Origin of the sequence: Hydrogenophaga sp. PAMC20947 (assembly GCF_004795855.1) — a bacterium.
Classification (GTDB): Bacteria; Pseudomonadota; Gammaproteobacteria; order Burkholderiales; family Burkholderiaceae_C; genus Hydrogenophaga.
Genome location: NZ_CP039252.1, coordinates 1,061,311 through 1,076,727, shown reverse-complemented (window position 1 = coordinate 1,076,727; position 15,417 = coordinate 1,061,311). Strand labels below are relative to the sequence as shown.

The following is a 15,417-nucleotide window of genomic DNA, read 5'->3' as shown; positions in this document are numbered from 1 at the left end:
TCCGTGTGAAGGTGCTCCTTTGTCTGGCAGCGCACAGACGCCCGCCGGGCAGGTCTCTACAGTTCAGCCATCTCTTTGCCGCTGACCCCTGAGCGCGCAAGGCCTGTCAACGCAACCAGCCAGCCGTGGTTGCCTTTCGCTGGATGAAACCTCATGCTGAACAACAAAGTCGTGCTCGTCACCGGTGCCGCCTCCGGTATCGGGCGGGCCATCGCCCTCGTCGCGGCGCGTGAAGGGGCTCGGCTCATCTTGTCCGACATCGACGCCCATGCGGGCCAGGAAACGGTCAAGCAGGTGCGTGCCCTCGGTGCGGAAGCCCTGTTTGCGGCGTCGGACGTGGGCAAGGCCGAAGACGCCCAGGCGCTGGTGGATCAGGCCATGGCGCACTACGGTCAACTCGACGTTGCCTGCAACAACGCTGGCATCGGTGGTGCCATGGCGTTGCTGGCCGACTACCCGCTGGACGCCTGGGCACAGGTGATCAACATCAACCTCTCGGGAGTGTTCTTCGGCATGAAGGCGCAGATCCCCGCGATGTTGAAGGGTGGCGGGGGCGCCATCGTCAACACGTCTTCCATTCTGGGCATGGTGGGCATGGCAACCGGGCCAGCCTACAGCGCGGCCAAACACGGCGTGATCGGCCTCACACAGTCTGCAGCCATCGCCTACAGCGGCCAAGGCCTGCGCATCAACGCAATCGGCCCCGGCTTCATTCACACGCCCATGGTCAGCGCGCTGGAAGAAGACCCGAACCTGAAGGCTGCGTTGATCGCGGCCCACCCCATCGGCCGCCTTGGCCTGCCAGAAGAAGTGGCCGAGCTGGTGGTCTGGCTCGCCTCTTCCCGGGCCTCCTTCGTCACCGGCGGTTACTACCCGGTTGATGGCGGCTACCTCGCCCGCTGACCCCCTTTTCTTTTTCTTTGGAGCCTTTCATGACATCTCGCCACCCCATCCGCATTGCCTTCCTTGCCACCAGTTTCGCCGCCCTGGCCGCCGTCGGCGCCTGCAGCAAAACCCCCGAACCCCAGGCCGAGACCACCCCAGCGCCGCCCATGACGCTCGGCACCCAGGTGGACGACGCCGTGGTCACCTCATCCGTCAAATCGGCGCTGCTCGCCGACGACCTCGTGAAAAGCTTTGAATTGCAGGTCGAAACCCGCAAAGGCGTCGTGCAACTCAGCGGCTTTGTCGACAACCAGGCCCAGATTGACCAGGCCATGGCGCTGACCAGCGCTGTGCAAGGCGTCGTGAACGTCGAGAACGACGTCACCCTCAAAGGAAGTTCGAGCACCGTGGGCACCAAGATCGACGATGCGGCCGTGACAACCCGCGTCAAGACCGCCTTGTTGGCCGATGCAGCGATCAAGAGCTTTGATATCAGCGTGCTCACATTCAAGGGCGAAGTGCAGCTCACAGGCTTCGTCAACAACCAGAGCCAGATCGACCTGGCCGGCCAGTTGGCCAGCGCCGCCGAGGGCGCCAGCAGCGTGAAGAACGATCTGATGATCAAGCAGTAAGCCCATAAGCCAATACACCACATTTCAATTTTAAGGACTTTCCCATGGCCTCCTCACACAAACTCACCCCTGTCAAAACGCTGCGCAGCCAGGCGCGCAAACACATCGAACAAGGTGCCGTCACCGCCGGCTACAGCGCTGACCGCCCCAAGGTCTTGAAGATGCTCAACGAAGCGCTGGCCACCGAAATCGTCTGCGTGCTGCGCTACCGCCGCCACCATTTCATGGCGCGTGGCATCCACGGCCAGAGCGTGGGCGCCGAGTTCCTGGTGCACTCCAACGAAGAACAGGGCCACGCCGACCTGCTGGCCGCGCGCATTGTGCAGCTTGGCGGCGAGCCCGATTTTTCGCCTGACAGCCTGAGCGAGCGCAGCCACGCCGAATACCTGCCTGGCAAGACGCTGTCCGACATGATTCGCGAGAACCTCGTGGCCGAACGCATTGCCATCGACAGCTACCGCGACATGATCCGCTACCTCGGCGATCAGGACCCGACCACCAGCGACCTGCTCAAACAGATCCTGGCGGTGGAAGAGGAACATGCGGACGAGCTGGCCGACCTGCTGGAAGGCATGCCCACGGACAAAGTCTGACGGCGGTAGCCACGCAGAGGGTTGATGCACGAACCGTGGAACCCTCAGCCCCGGCCCGCCCGCTCACTCACTCACTCACTTCGCGAGTTGCTTTCGAATCGCCTTCAACTCGCGCGTGCGCGCCGCGCTGACCACCGGGTAGCTCATCTCCATGCCCTCCAGTGCCTCGAGCACGATTTGGGAAACAATCAGGCGTGCGTTGTGTTTGTCGTCGGCCGGCACGATGAACCAAGGTGCGTCTTCCGTGCTGGTGGCGCTCAAGGCGTGGCCATAAGCTTGCATGTAGGCGTCCCAGTATCCTCGCTCGGTGATGTCGGCCTTGCTGAACTTCCAGTTCTTGTCGGGCTTGTCGATGCGGGCCAGCAGGCGCTGGCGCTGCTCCTCCTTGGAAACATGCAGAAAGACCTTGACGATGCGTGTGCCGTTGGCACGAAGGTGCCTTTCCATGTCAACGATGGAGCGAAAACGACCGTGCCACACCGTTTCATTGGCCGCAGGATCGGGGAGGCGCTCGCTTTGCAGCAGCTCGCTGTGCACCCGCACGATCAGCACCTCTTCGTAATACGAGCGGTTGAAGATGCCGATGCGCCCACGCTCCGGCAGGTCGCGCGTGGTGCGCCACAAGAAATCGTGTTGAAGTTCGTTGGCGCTCGGATGCTGGAAGCTGAACACCTGGCAGCCTTGCGGGTTGATACCCGACATCACGTGGCGGATCGCGCCGTCCTTGCCTGCGGTGTCCATGGCCTGGAAAACCACCAGCAAGGCGTGGCTGTTCGACGCGTAGAGCAGGCGCTGCTGGTCGCTCAACGCATCGACGTGGTCTTTCAGCAGCTTGTGATAAGCCTTTTTCGACTTGCAGATGGGTTTGATGTTGGTGGTCCAAAGGCCAAGGTCGACTTCGTCGCCTTCGCCAACCTGGAAAGTCTGGGTGTCGATGTTCATGGGGTTGCCTTGTCAGAAAAAGTGAGTGCCGCATCCACGGTGGCCTGTGCCGCCACCAGCAGGCGCTGCAAATGGGCGGGGCCCTGGAAGCTCTCGGCGTAGATCTTGACGATGTCTTCGGTGCCCGACGGACGCGCCGCATACCAGCCACTTTTAGACATGACCTTGATGCCGCCAATCGGTGCACCGTTGCCAGGCGCATGACTCAACACGCTGATGACAGGCTCGCCGGCCAGTTCGGTTGAGACCATGGCTTGCGGCGACAGCGCGGCCAGATGTTGCTTCTGTTGTGGCGTCGCCGGCGCATCGATGCGCTCGGCGACCGGGCTGCCGAAGTCACTGGCGAGCTCAAGGTACAGCGTTCCCGGATCGCGCCCGCAGCGTGCGGTGATTTCGGCCGCAAGCAGTCCAGCGATGAGGCCGTCTTTGTCGGTGGTCCAGGCCGTACCGTCGCGGCGCAGGAAGGCGGCGCCGGCGCTTTCCTCCCCGGCGAAACCCAGGCTGCCGTCCAGCAGCCCTTGCGAAAACCACTTGAAACCGACCGGCACTTCATAGAGTTGGTGCTTCAGGCGCGCAACAACCCGGTCGATCAGCTGCGTGCTGACCACGGTCTTGCCCACGGCTGCGTCCGCGCCCCACAAGGGGCGATGATTAAACAAGTAGTCAATCGCCACCGCGAGAAAGTGGTTCGGCGGCAGCAACCCGGCGGCGGGCGTGACGATGCCGTGGCGATCGTGGTCGGTGTCGCAGGCGACGGCGATGTCGAATCGATCTTTGATCGCGATCAGCGGTTGCATCGGATAGATCGAGGATGGGTCCATGCGGATCTGGCCGTCCCAGTCCAGCGTCATGAAGGCGAAGCGCGGGTCGACGGTTTCTCTGACCACGGTCAGATCGATCTTCCAGCGCTCGGCGATGGCGGCCCAGTAGTGCACGCCAGCGCCGCCCAGCGGGTCGACGCCGATGCGCACCTTGGCATCGCGGATGGCGGCCATGTCGATCACATGGTCAAGATCCTCGACATAGTTGCCGAGGAAATCGTGCTGGTGCGTGGTGGCGGCCTTCAGGGCTTGGGCATGGGGCACGCGCCTCACGCCCTTCATGGCGTTGTCGAGAAAACCGTTCGCGGCCGCCTGGATGGCCTCGGTCACTTCCTGGCCTGCGGGCCCACCGTGCGGCGGGTTGTATTTGAAACCACCGTCCTGCGGAGGGTTGTGCGACGGGGTGACCACGATGCCATCTGCCCATGTGCCTTCGCCGCTGCGGTTGTGCTTCACGATGGCGTGCGAGATGGCCGGAGTGGGCGTGAATGCGTTGCCCGCGGCCAGCACCACGTCCACCCCGTTGGCGGCCAACACCTCCAGCGCGCTGACGCAGGCGGGCACCGACAGCGCATGGGTATCGATTCCCATGAACAACGGCCCGGTGATGCCTTGGCCCTTGCGGTGATTGCAGATGGCCTGGGTGATGGCGAGCACGTGCCACTCGTTGAACGAGACATCGAACGCCGAGCCTCGGTGGCCCGAGGTGCCGAAAGCCACGCGTTGCGCAGCCACGGTCGGGTCGGGCTGTTCCGAAAAGTACGCGGCCACGAGCTTGTCAACATCAATGAGCACGGACTTCGGCGCCAACTGGCCGGCCAGCGGGCTGGTATGGGTGCTCATTGGATAGGCCGCCGGCCATGCCAGGCGAGTTGATCGCGGACCGCATCGAGCACATGGGCCACGTCAAAGCCGAAGTGCGCCTGCACCACGGGGCCGGGTGCGGACAGCCCATAACCGTGCATGGCGATGACCGTGCCGTGGCGGCCCACGTACCGGTCCCAGCCCAACGGCGAGGCCGCCTCGACCGAGACGCGGGCCGTCACCGATTCGGGCAGCACCTGCTCCCGGTAGACAGGGTCCTGGCGCTCGAACAGATCCCAGGAAGGCATGCTGACCACGCGGGCTTTCACGCCCTCCTTCGTCAGTTGCTCGTAGGCGGCAATGCACAGGGCCACTTCGCTGCCGCTGGCCAGCAGCAACACATCAGGGCGGCCGTCAGGGGCGTCGGCCAGCACGTAGGCGCCGCGCGCCACGCCGGCGGCGCTCGCATAGCGGGTGCGGTCCAGCGTGGGCAGCGCCTGCCGCGACAGCACGAGGCTCGCGGGCCGGTCACGCAGGCGCATGACCACGCGCCATGCCTCGACCACTTCGTTGGCGTCGGCGGGGCGCAGCGTCACCATGCCTGGCATCGCCCGGAACGATGCCAGCTGCTCAATCGGTTGGTGCGTGGGGCCGTCTTCGCCCATGGCGATTGAATCGTGCGTCCAGACGCAGACCACCGGCAAGCCCATCATCGCGGCCAAGCGGATAGCACCCCGGGCGTAATCGCTGAAGACGAAGAAACTGGCCGCAAACGGGCGCAAGCCGGAGAGCGCCATGCCATTCACGGCCGCGCACATGGCGTGCTCGCGGATGCCGAAGTGGAAATTGCGGCCGGCATGCGATGCGGGCTCGAACGCGCCGGCGAAATCGAAGATCAGCGTGGTCTTGGTCGATGGCGCCAGATCCGCTGCGCCGCCCAGCAACCAGGGCACGTGCGCTGCGACGGCGTTGAGCACCTGGCCCGAGGCGTCTCGCGTAGCCAGGCCTTTGGCGTCGGGTTCAAAGACAGGCAGCGCGGCATCCCACCCTTCGGGCAGCTCGCGTTGCTGCATCTGGTCGATCTGCTCGGCCAGGTCGGGGTATTGCGCTCGGTAGGCGGCAAAACGGGCGCACCACAGCTTGTGAGCCCTGGTGCCGCGTTGAGCAAAGTTGGCGTGCAAGTGTTCGCGAACCCCATCGGGCACCGCGAAACTTGCGTCGGGATCAAAGCCATAGAACGCCTTGGCCCCGCGGGATTCCTCGACACCCAGCGGTTCGCCGTGGGCCGCAGCGCTATCCTGCTTGTGCGGCGCGCCGTAGCCGATGTGGCTTTGCACGACGATCAGGGTCGGGCGGTCGAGCGTGTGTTCAAAGGTGCGCAACGCGAGCGCTGTGGCTTCGATGTCATTGGCGTCGGCCACTTGCAGCACCTGCCAGCCGCAGGCAATGAAGCGCGCGCTGACGTTTTCGGTCAAGGTGATCGCTGTCGGCCCTTCGATGCTGATGTGGTTGCTGTCGTAGATCCAGCACAGCCGGTTGAGCTTCAGGTGCCCGGCGAGCGAGGCGGCCTCGGCGCTCAGGCCTTCCATCATGTCGCCATCGCCGGCCAACGCGAAGACGCGGTGCTCGAACAGCGCAAAGCCTGGCCGGTTGTAGGTGGCGCCCAGCCAGGCTTGCGCGATGGCCATGCCCACGCTGGTGGCGACACCCTGGCCGAGTGGGCCAGTGGTGGTCTCGACGCCGGTGGTCCAGCCGTGTTCCGGGTGGCCTGTGCAGCGGCTGCCGGCCTGGCGAAAGCTTTGCAGGTCGGCCATTTCCACAGCAAGGCCTTTGCGCGCGGGTTCCAGGCTGGTCGCGGCCTTCACGCCGCACAGGTGCAACAGCCCGTACAACAAGGCCGAGGCATGACCGACGGACAGCACAAAGCGGTCGCGGTCGGGCCAGGCCGCGTCTTCTGGGTCGAAACGCATGAAGCGCTGCCACAGGCAGTAGGCCGTGGGCGCCGCGCCCATGGGTGTTCCCGGGTGACCGGCGTTGGCCTTCTGCACCTGGTCGATGGCCAGGGTGCGCAGCGTGTTGGTGCAGCGCTGGTCGAGTTCTTGCAGTTCGTTGGCGGTCATGAGCGCTGTGCCGGTGCCGCACACTTCTCGCGGATGCCTGTCAACAGCGCGCTCCAGGACCTGGCGAAGGCTTCAACACCCTCGCGCTGCAACCGCACGGCCAAAGCGTTCACGCTCACGCCTTCGCGCGTGAATTCGTCAATCAGCACCTCGGCGTAGCCGCCGTCCAGCGGCAACACCCCGTTGACCAGGCCGTGATCGGCGAAGGCCAGCAGCGTCTTCTCGGGCAAGGTATTGATCGTGTCGGGTGCCGCCAAAGCCTGCACGTACAGCGTGTCAGGTGCCGCAGGGTCTTTGGTGCCGGTGCTGGCCCAGAGCAGGCGCTGCGGCCGCGCGCCGGCTTTGGCAAGACGCTGCCAACGCTCAGACAACAGCAACTCACCATGGGCTTTGTAGGTGCGCATCGCGATGGCGATGCCCAGCCGGTTGTGCAGGGGCGGCGCCACTTCCTGCTTTACCCCCACATCCCAGCGACTGACGAAAAGCGACAACACCGAGGCCACGTTGAGATCACGGCCGGCCGCCAACCGGCGCTCCAGGCCACGCATGTAGGCCTCGGCCGCGTTCAGCATGTGTTCGCGCGAGAACAGCAAGGTGACATTGACCGGCACGCCATCAAAGATCACCTGTTCGATGGCCTCGATGCCCTGTGGGGTGCCGGGGATCTTGATGAAAAGATTCGCCTTGCCGGCCTTCACATGCAGGCGGTTCGCGGCCTGGATGGTGTTGGCCGCGTGGTCGGCCAACAGGGGCGAAACTTCAAGCGAGACCCACCCGTCAACGCCGCCGCTTGCTTTGAACACCGGCCGAAACAAGTCGGCGGCCTCAGCCAGGTCTTCAATGGCGAGTTCGAAGAACAAGTCTTCGTTTGAAAGGCCGGCATCGGCGAGTTCGTGGATGCGATCGTCGTACGCGTCGCCGCTTCCGATGGCGTGCTGGAAGATCGTAGGGTTCGAGGTCAGACCGGTGACCGACAGTTCGCTGATGTAGTGGGCCAGGGTGCCGCTTTGCAGCAGCCCGCGCGTGATGTTGTCGAGCCAGAGGCTCTGACCGAGTTGGTGCAAGGCGTGTGTGGGGTGGTTCATGTGATAGCGCTTCGGTTCATGAAGGTTCGGAGTGGCGTCAGCCGCCGTGATTTGGTCGCCTGTTGCCCCTAGGCGGTGGGGGCTGGAGGATGGGTGAAAGCGGTCATGGAGTACTCCGGAATGCTGGGACCCGTGAACAAAGCAACCCTGCCGGTCCGCGTGGCGAAGGGTGCAAGCGTCTCGGCGCGTTGTGCTGAGGGTGCGACGCTCAAAAACATGTGCCGACGAACGAGAGGCCAACCGACACAAGAGGGAAGACTGCTCGCTTCTCAGCACGAAGTCTGTGCGGTGGGGAACGTTGGGGAAGCTTGCGGCAAGCCGCGCGCAAACGGCCCGGCAGCCCCGTGCCTTCGGGTGTGCGCTGACGCACAGACCGCCACCGTTTGAAGGCATAGGGTGCATTTGAGACAGGCACCCAGCTGGCTTGCCCGGGGTGTTGGCATGGGCCCGGTCTCGTGAATCAACCCAGGAGTTTGAAATGAAGCTGAAGCATGTTTTCGCAGGCCTTGCGGCCACCATGGCGCTGACCGGCGTGGCGGTGGCGCAATCCGACGGCATGGGACCCGGCATGATGGGCGGCGATGGTGGGGGCTACGGCATGGGGTCGGGAATGATGGGCGGCAAGGAATACGGCATGCGTCCCGGCATGATGTTCGGCTACACGAACGAAGCGTATTCGGGCCTGGATCTCACTCCAGAGCAGAAAAAGTCCATCGCCAGCATCCACAAGCAGGCATCCAAGGGGATGTGGCAACACATGGGCACCGTGCACGGTCAGGGCTACCACATGCAAGGCCTGTTCGGATCGGGTCCGCTCGATGAACCTGCCGCGCGCAAGTCGTTCAATTCGATGAGCGAGGCACAAACGGCCATGTTCGAGTTGCAACTCGGCGCACGCAAACAGATCGACGCCGTGTTGACCCAGGATCAACGGGACAAGCTGCGCCGCCACTGGGGCAGTCGCTGAAATCGCGGCCAACAAACCATGGCCTACGGCAACATGATGGGTTGGGGCGGCGGCTGGATGGGTGGCTTCGGTGGTTACTGGGGGCCGATCTGGCTGGCGGTGGTGATTGGCGTGGCCATTTGGGCCATTCTGCACAAGCGAAAGTGACCCAACGACCGGCCTCCAGTGCCTGCGCCTTGGGGTCACTCGCACCATTTTCGAAAGGTGCGGCAGCGCGCGGACACGGGCACGGACACGGCACCTCGCAGGACTTGGCGTCAACCCATGACCGATGCACAGACCCCCGCTTCGCTTCAACACATGGATGCCTGCTGGCGCGCCGCCAATTACTTGTCGGCCGGCCAGATTTTCCTGTGGGACAACCCGCTGCTCATCGTCCACTGACCTTGGCCAACGTGAAGACCATGCTGCTCGGCCCCTGGGGAACAAACCCGGGTCAGGATTCCATTTGTGCCCCCCTGAACCGCGCCATCAAGGCCCACGACCTGGACATGATCTGCGTGTCGGGGTCCGGGCACGGTGGACCGGCGGTGGTCAGGGCGGCGGTCTGAAACGCGGCTATGTGCGACAGCGCACGGAACGCAGGGCATTCAAGGTCCACCATGACTTCCGAGACTGAGCGGTTTGTTCACGCAAAACCCAGTCCTCGCCCACATCAATCACGACAAGAAAGAGCCGCTACATGAACATTTCGATCGAAGAAAAGTCGGCACGATGGTCTTGGCCATCGTCGGGTTCAGCTGGAATATCTGGGTGATCGGCGGCAAGGCAGAAGCGACTGTGGCGACGAGAGCCGAGCCTGCGATGGTTGAGGCGCTGGCGCCGGTCTGCCAACGGGACGCCACGCTTGATGCGAATCTGATGGCGCGCAACAAGGTCGTCTCGTGGGAACAGAGAGGCTTCGTCGAGAAGGATGGTGGGGCAGCCGTTGTCGACTCGAATGCCACGGTGCAGATGCCGTCGGTGGCCAAGCCCCGGACCAAGGAAGGTCTCAATGTAAAGGAATCAAAGCATGCCCGATAAGGACCCTGAGTACTACGTCGAGGCATTTCGACAACGCGCCGCCACCCTCGGCAAGCGACCGATTGGCGCGGTCATCGCGGCGTTGCTGCTGCTCGTGCTTCTGTGGTCGACCTGGTTCACGGTGCAGCCCGAGGAGACGGGTGTCGTCCAGCGCTTCGGCGCGGTGGACCGCACGGTGGGCCCAGGGCTGCATTTCAAACTGCCGGTCGGCATCGAGAGCGTCCGGCGAATCCCCACGGCGCGCGTCCTCAAGGAGGAATTCGGTTTCGCCACGGCTGCCACCGTGGCCGGTGAGCGCACCCAGTACGTCGGCAACAAGACGGCCTTCAAGGAGGTCTCGTTGATGCTGACCGGCGATCTGAACGTGATCGATGTGGAATGGATCGTGCAGTACCGCATCGAGGACCCGGTGCTGTACCTGTTCCAGGTTCGCGATTCGAGGCAGACCATCCGCGACGTCTCCGAGGCCGTCATGCGACGGGTTGTCGGCAACCGGCTGGGCAGTGACGTGCTGACCGTCGGCCGCGTGGCCGTCTCCGCCGAGGTCAAGATGGAGATGCAAAAGATCCTCAGCGCCTACGAGACCGGTGTTCGGCTGGTGACCGTGGAGTTGCAGGACGTGACGCCGCCCGACACCGTCAAGCCGGCCTTCAACGAGGTGAACGAGGCGCGACAGGATCGCGAGCGCACGATCAACCAGGCGCAGGAACAGGCCAATCGCAAAATCCCCAAGGCGCGTGGCGAAGCGACCCGCACGGTCACCGAGGCCGAAGGTTACGCCGTCGAGCGGGTCAACCGCGCCAACGGGGAAGCCACGCGCTTCACCGAAATCCTGGCGCAGTACCTGCGTGCGCCGGAAGTCACGCGCCGGCGCCTGTATCTGGAGTCGATGGCAGACATCCTGCCCCAGGCCAAGGCGCTGTACATCGTCGACAGTGACCAGAAGTCGCTGTTGCCCTTGCTCCGATTTGACTCGCCGCAGGAGCCTGCGATGGCGGACCAGGGCCTGGCGGGCGCCGCGGTAGCCAATGCAACAGGGGGACAACCATGAAGAATGCACTGAAGATCGGCGGTGGTCTTGCTGGGCTGGCACTCGTGGTGGCTGTATTCGGCACCTTTTACACGCTGGAAGAAGGTGAACAGGCGGTGATCGTGCAGTTCGGCCGTCCCGTGGGCGCGCCGGTCACCGAAGCCGGGCTGCACGTCAAACTGCCGTTCGTGCAGGAGGTGCTGCGTTTCGAGAAGCGCATCCTCGTCTGGGACGGCGACCCCAACCAGATTCCGACCAAGGGACGCGAGTTCATCTGGGTCGATACGATGGCCCGCTGGCGCATCGCCGATGCCAAGAAGTTCCTCGAAAGCGTGGCGACCGAGGCCGGCGCCACATCGCGCCTGAACGACATCATCGACTCCGTCGTACGCGATCAGGTGTCGGGCAGTGAACTGGTGGAGCTGGTGCGCAGCGCCTCCTGGGCAGTTCCCAAGGATGAGCTCCTGGAGGAAGTGCCCGCCGAAGTGCAGGCCGAGCTGAAGAAGGAGGTTGTGCGCGGACGCGAGGAGCTGACCCGCACCATCCTGGCCAAGGCCAGCGAGGTTGTGCCCCAATACGGGATCGAACTGGTGGATGTGCGCATCAAGCGCCTGGACTATGTCGAGAGCGTGCGCGAGAAGGTCTACGCCCGCATGATCTCCGAGCGCAAGCGGATCGCTGCCCGGTTCAGGTCCGAGGGCGAAGGCCAGAGCGCTGAAATCCTGGGCACGATGGAGAAGGAGTTGCGCCAGATCCGTTCTTCCGCTTATCGGCGGGTTCAGGAAGTTCGCGGAAAGGCCGATGCCGAGGCCACACGCGTGTACGGCGAAGCCTATGGCGCAGACGCCGAGTTCTACGCCTTCTCGCGAACCCTGGAGGCCTACAAAGAGGGGCAGAACAAAAATTCGACGGTGATCCTCACAACCGACAGCGACTACTACCGCTACCTGAAACGGGCCGGAGCGTCGGCACCGGGTCGGACGAAACGGTGACATGAGCACGGCACCGCATCACAAGCGAGCGAGCGAAAGCTTCAAATGAACGGCTGATTGGCCGAAACCTATTCAAGGAGAATGAAAAATGAATACCCAAACCAAAGTTGCGTTGATCACGGGGGCCGGTCAGGGAATCGGGCGGGCCATTGCCTTGAGGCTGGCGAAGGATGGTGTGAACATTGCTATTGTCGATCTGAAGAAAGACAAAATGGAGGCCGTTGCCAAAGAGGTGCAAGCCTTGGGCCGCAAGGCCACGGTTTTCGTTGCAGATGTAACGGATCGCGACCAAGTCTATGCCGCGGTTGACCATGCTGAAAAGGAACTGGATGGCTTCGACATCATGATCAACAATGCCGGGATCGCCCAGGTCCAGCCGTTGGCCGATGTCACGCCACAGGAGGTGGAAGCTATTTTCAAGGTGAACATCGAGGGCGTGCTCTGGGGAATCCAGGCTGCGGCCAAGAAATTCAAGGCGCGCGATCACAAGGGAAAAATCATCAGCGCATCGTCGATTGCCGGTCACAACGGGTTTGCCATGCTCGGCGTGTACTCCGCCACCAAGTTCGCCATCCGCGGCCTCACGCAGGCGGCGGCGCTCGAATATGCCAGTGACGGCATCACGGTCAACGCCTACTGCCCGGGTATTGTGGGAACGGATATGTGGGTTGAGATTGACGAACGGTTTGCGGAACTGACCGGTGCGCCGAAAGGGGAAACCTACAAGAAGTATGTGGAAGGGATTGCACTGGGTCGGGCAGAAACACCGGACGATGTGGCGGGTTTCGTCTCCTACCTGGCGGGTCCCGATTCAGACTACATGACCGGACAGGCTCCCCTCATCGATGGCGGGATCGTTTACCGCTGATCGAGCCCTGGTGTTGACGCTGTTGTTCAAGCGTCAGAATTGTTCCGGCATGTGGACAGATATGCAACGATTGGATCGCGGTCGTCACCGAGGTGCACTGGGTCTCTCACGCCGTGAGTATGTTTGCGTTTCTGATGCCGGAACTGGTCAAGGTCTTTTCGAACGAGGAGCGACACGACGCAGAAAAGCGGATTGCCGCCCAGCGCCTATTCGGCGGACTTCGCAACGTGCGGCAGCGAACAGACGCGGACACTCTGCGACGCGCAGGCTTGAACCATGACCGAAAAAAGAGATCACGCCTCGCTCCAACAGTTGGATGCCTATTGGCGCGCCGCCAATTACTTGTCGGTGGGCCAGATCTTCCTGTGGGACAACCCATTGTTAAAGCGCCCGCTGACCTTGGCCGACGTGAAGACCATGCTGCTCGGGCACTGGGGCACGACCCCGGGTCAGAATTTCATCTACGCGCACCTGAACCGTGTCATCAAGGCCCATGACCTTGACATGATCTACGTGTCAGGCCCCGGTCACGGCGGCCCGGCGGTGGTCGCCAACACCTACCTCGAGGGCACTTACAGCGAGGTTTACCCGGACATCAGCCGCGACGAGGCCGGGCTGAAAAAATTGTTCAGGCAGTTCTCGTTTCCGGGCGGCATCCCCAGCCACGCCTCGCCCGAATGCCCAGGCTCGATCCACGAAGGGGGCGAACTGGGCTACTCGCTGAGCCATTCGTTCGGCGCCGTGTTCGATAACCCCGAGTTGATCGTGGCCTGTGTGGTGGGCGATGGAGAGGCCGAGACCGGTCCGCTGGCCACGGCCTGGCACTCGAACAAGTTCCTGGACCCGGCCACCGACGGTGCTGTGCTGCCGATCCTGCACCTCAACGGCTACAAGATCGCCAACCCGACGGTGTTGGCCCGCATCACGCACGAGGAACTGGAGCAGTTCCTGCGCGGCTGTGGCTGGACGCCCATCTTCGTGGAAGGGCATGAGCCCGGACCCATGCACGCATTGATGGCCGAAGCCATGGATCAGGCGGTGCTGGAGATCCAGCGCGTCCAGCGCCAGGCGCGCGAGCACGGCCGCTCCGCGCGCCCTCGCTGGCCGATGATCGTGCTGAACTCACCCAAGGGCTGGACCGGACCTAAACAGGTCGATGGCGAGCCCATGGAGGGCAACTTCCGCTCACACCAGGTGCCGCTGCACCCGGCCGATCACACCGGCCACCTGAAGCTGCTGGAAGACTGGCTGCGCAGCTACCGGGCTGAGGAGCTGTTCGATGAACAGGGGGAACTGAAGCCTGAGCTGGCCGCTTTGGCGCCGAGCGGGCTCCGGCGCATGGGCGCCAATCCCCACGCCAACGGCGGCTTGCTGCTGAAGAACCTCCATCTGCCCGATTACCGCGAGTACGCGGCTCAGGTGCCTGCACCGGGCGTTCCGGGCATCGGTGATACCCATGTGCTCGGGCCCTTTCTGCGTGACGTGGCGCGCCTGAACGACGCCGCGCGCAATTTCCGTGTCTTTGGCCCGGACGAGACCATCTCCAACGGCCTGGCCGCTGTCTTCGAGGCAACGAACCGCCAGTGGGACGCGGCCACCGCACCAGGCGACCAGTGGCTGGCGCCTGAGGGCCGTGTGATGGAGATGCTGAGCGAACACCAATGCGAGGGCTGGCTGGAAGGGTACTTGCTCACCGGACGGCACGGCCTGTTCAATTGCTACGAAGCCTTTATCCACATCGTCGATTCGATGTTCAACCAGCATGCCAAGTGGCTGAAGGTCAGCGCCGAGCTGCCATGGCGGCCCAAGATTGCCTCGCTGAACTACCTGCTGGCCTCGCATGTCTGGCGCCAGGACCACAACGGCTTCACCCACCAGGATCCGGGTTTCATTGATCACGTGGTCAACAAGAAGGCCGAAGTCGTGCGGGTCTACCTGCCGCCCGATGCCAACTGCCTGTTGTCGGTGATGGACCATTGCCTGCGCAGCCGGCACTACGTGAACGTGGTGGTCGCCGGCAAGCACCCGGCGCCGCAGTGGCTGTCGATGGACGCGGCCGAGGCACATTGCGCCGCCGGCATCGGCATCTGGGACTGGGCCGGCAACGAGTTGGCCGCCAGCGCGTCCGAAGACGATCCCGATGTGGTGATGGCCTGCTGTGGCGATGTGCCCACGCTGGAGACGCTGGCCGCCGTGAAAATCCTGCGCGAAGAACTGCCCGACCTGCGTGTGCGGGTCGTCAATACCGTTGACCTGATGAAGCTGCAACCGCAGAGTGAGCATCCCCATGGCCTTTCGGATGCAGCTTTCGATGCGCTGTTCACGCGCGACAAGCCCGTCATCTTCGCGTTCCACGCCTACCCCTGGCTGATCCACCGGCTGACCTACCGGCGCACCAACCATGGCAACTTTCATGTGCGCGGTTACAAGGAAGAAGGCACGATCACCACGCCCTTTGATATGACGGTGTTGAACGACCTGGACCGCTTCCATCTGGTGATGGACGCCATCGACCGCCTCCCCAAGACCGGCGCTGCCGGCGCCAGGTTGAAAGAAAAGCTCGAACTCAAGCTCGAAGAGCATGCGCGCTACATCCGTGCGAATGGGCAGGACATGCCCGAGATCCGCAACTGGCGCTGGAACGCCACCCCATGA

Annotated in this window: 16 protein-coding genes; 12 read left to right on the top strand and 4 right to left on the bottom strand. The window is 63.4% G+C overall.

What is annotated here, in order from left to right:
- Positions 1 to 153: 153 nt before the first annotated feature.
- From E5678_RS04840 to E5678_RS04830, 3 genes are read left to right on the top strand one after another with little or no spacing between them, the layout of a single operon-like run.
- Positions 154 to 903 (top strand): SDR family oxidoreductase, encoded by a 750-nt coding sequence (locus E5678_RS04840; protein ID WP_136177478.1) that lies wholly within the window; start codon positions 154 to 156, stop codon positions 901 to 903.
- 29 nt (positions 904 to 932) lie between these two features.
- Positions 933 to 1,517, top strand: coding sequence for a BON domain-containing protein (locus tag E5678_RS04835; protein ID WP_136177477.1), 585 nt, complete (start codon positions 933 to 935; stop codon positions 1,515 to 1,517).
- A gap of 44 nt (positions 1,518 to 1,561) precedes the next feature.
- A complete protein-coding gene (locus tag E5678_RS04830; RefSeq protein WP_136177476.1) occupies positions 1,562 to 2,110 on the top strand; it encodes a ferritin-like domain-containing protein in 549 nt (182 codons plus the stop codon).
- A 75-nt stretch (positions 2,111 to 2,185) separates the two neighbouring features.
- On the opposite strand, the gene E5678_RS04825 is transcribed toward E5678_RS04830, so the two are convergent.
- Genes E5678_RS04825 through tal form a run of 4 tightly spaced genes read right to left on the bottom strand, consistent with a single transcriptional unit; the run spans position 2,186 to position 7,882 of the window.
- Positions 2,186 to 3,052 carry an ADP-polyphosphate phosphotransferase gene (locus tag E5678_RS04825; RefSeq protein ID WP_136177475.1) on the bottom strand — a complete coding sequence of 289 codons (867 nt, stop codon included), beginning with the start codon at positions 3,050 to 3,052 and terminating at the stop codon, positions 2,186 to 2,188.
- A complete protein-coding gene (gene pgm, locus E5678_RS04820) occupies positions 3,049 to 4,716 on the bottom strand; it encodes a phosphoglucomutase (alpha-D-glucose-1,6-bisphosphate-dependent) (RefSeq protein ID WP_136177474.1) in 1,668 nt (555 codons plus the stop codon). The genes E5678_RS04825 and pgm overlap by 4 nt, the downstream gene beginning before the upstream one ends.
- Entirely contained in the window at positions 4,713 to 6,797 is a 2,085-nt protein-coding gene (tkt, locus tag E5678_RS04815) for a transketolase (protein ID WP_136177473.1), read from the bottom strand. Before tkt ends, pgm begins: the two co-directional genes overlap by 4 nt.
- The gene (tal, locus tag E5678_RS04810; protein ID WP_136177472.1) at positions 6,794 to 7,882 is read right to left on the bottom strand and encodes a transaldolase; all 1,089 of its coding nucleotides are present in this window, start codon (positions 7,880 to 7,882) and stop codon (positions 6,794 to 6,796) included. The genes tkt and tal overlap by 4 nt, the downstream gene beginning before the upstream one ends.
- A gap of 478 nt (positions 7,883 to 8,360) precedes the next feature.
- Between tal and E5678_RS04805 the strand changes: the two genes are divergently transcribed.
- The 9 genes from E5678_RS04805 (at position 8,361) to E5678_RS04770 (ending at position 15,417) form a co-directional block, all read left to right on the top strand.
- A complete protein-coding gene (locus E5678_RS04805; protein ID WP_136177471.1) occupies positions 8,361 to 8,849 on the top strand; it encodes a Spy/CpxP family protein refolding chaperone in 489 nt (162 codons plus the stop codon).
- Positions 8,850 to 8,867: 18 nt separating this feature from the next.
- The gene (locus E5678_RS22790; protein WP_281728098.1) at positions 8,868 to 8,996 is read left to right on the top strand and encodes a hypothetical protein; all 129 of its coding nucleotides are present in this window, start codon (positions 8,868 to 8,870) and stop codon (positions 8,994 to 8,996) included.
- Between the two features lie 117 nt (positions 8,997 to 9,113).
- Positions 9,114 to 9,233, top strand: a complete 120-nt coding sequence (locus E5678_RS22880; RefSeq protein ID WP_348770369.1) for a hypothetical protein — start codon at positions 9,114 to 9,116, stop codon at positions 9,231 to 9,233.
- Positions 9,234 to 9,253: 20 nt separating this feature from the next.
- Positions 9,254 to 9,400 carry a hypothetical protein gene (locus tag E5678_RS22575; protein WP_247596998.1) on the top strand — a complete coding sequence of 49 codons (147 nt, stop codon included), beginning with the start codon at positions 9,254 to 9,256 and terminating at the stop codon, positions 9,398 to 9,400.
- A gap of 73 nt (positions 9,401 to 9,473) precedes the next feature.
- Positions 9,474 to 9,872, top strand: coding sequence for a hypothetical protein (locus tag E5678_RS04795; protein ID WP_136177470.1), 399 nt, complete (start codon positions 9,474 to 9,476; stop codon positions 9,870 to 9,872).
- Positions 9,862 to 10,923 carry an FtsH protease activity modulator HflK gene (hflK, locus tag E5678_RS04790; protein WP_136177469.1) on the top strand — a complete coding sequence of 354 codons (1,062 nt, stop codon included), beginning with the start codon at positions 9,862 to 9,864 and terminating at the stop codon, positions 10,921 to 10,923. Before E5678_RS04795 ends, hflK begins: the two co-directional genes overlap by 11 nt.
- Complete coding sequence (gene hflC, locus E5678_RS04785) at positions 10,920 to 11,894, top strand: protease modulator HflC (protein WP_136177468.1); 975 nt, start codon at positions 10,920 to 10,922, stop codon at positions 11,892 to 11,894. The genes hflK and hflC overlap by 4 nt, the downstream gene beginning before the upstream one ends.
- Before the next feature lie 88 nt (positions 11,895 to 11,982).
- Positions 11,983 to 12,762, top strand: coding sequence for an acetoin reductase (locus E5678_RS04780; protein ID WP_136177467.1), 780 nt, complete (start codon positions 11,983 to 11,985; stop codon positions 12,760 to 12,762).
- A 276-nt stretch (positions 12,763 to 13,038) separates the two neighbouring features.
- Positions 13,039 to 15,417 carry a phosphoketolase family protein gene (locus E5678_RS04770; RefSeq protein WP_136177466.1) on the top strand — a complete coding sequence of 793 codons (2,379 nt, stop codon included), beginning with the start codon at positions 13,039 to 13,041 and terminating at the stop codon, positions 15,415 to 15,417.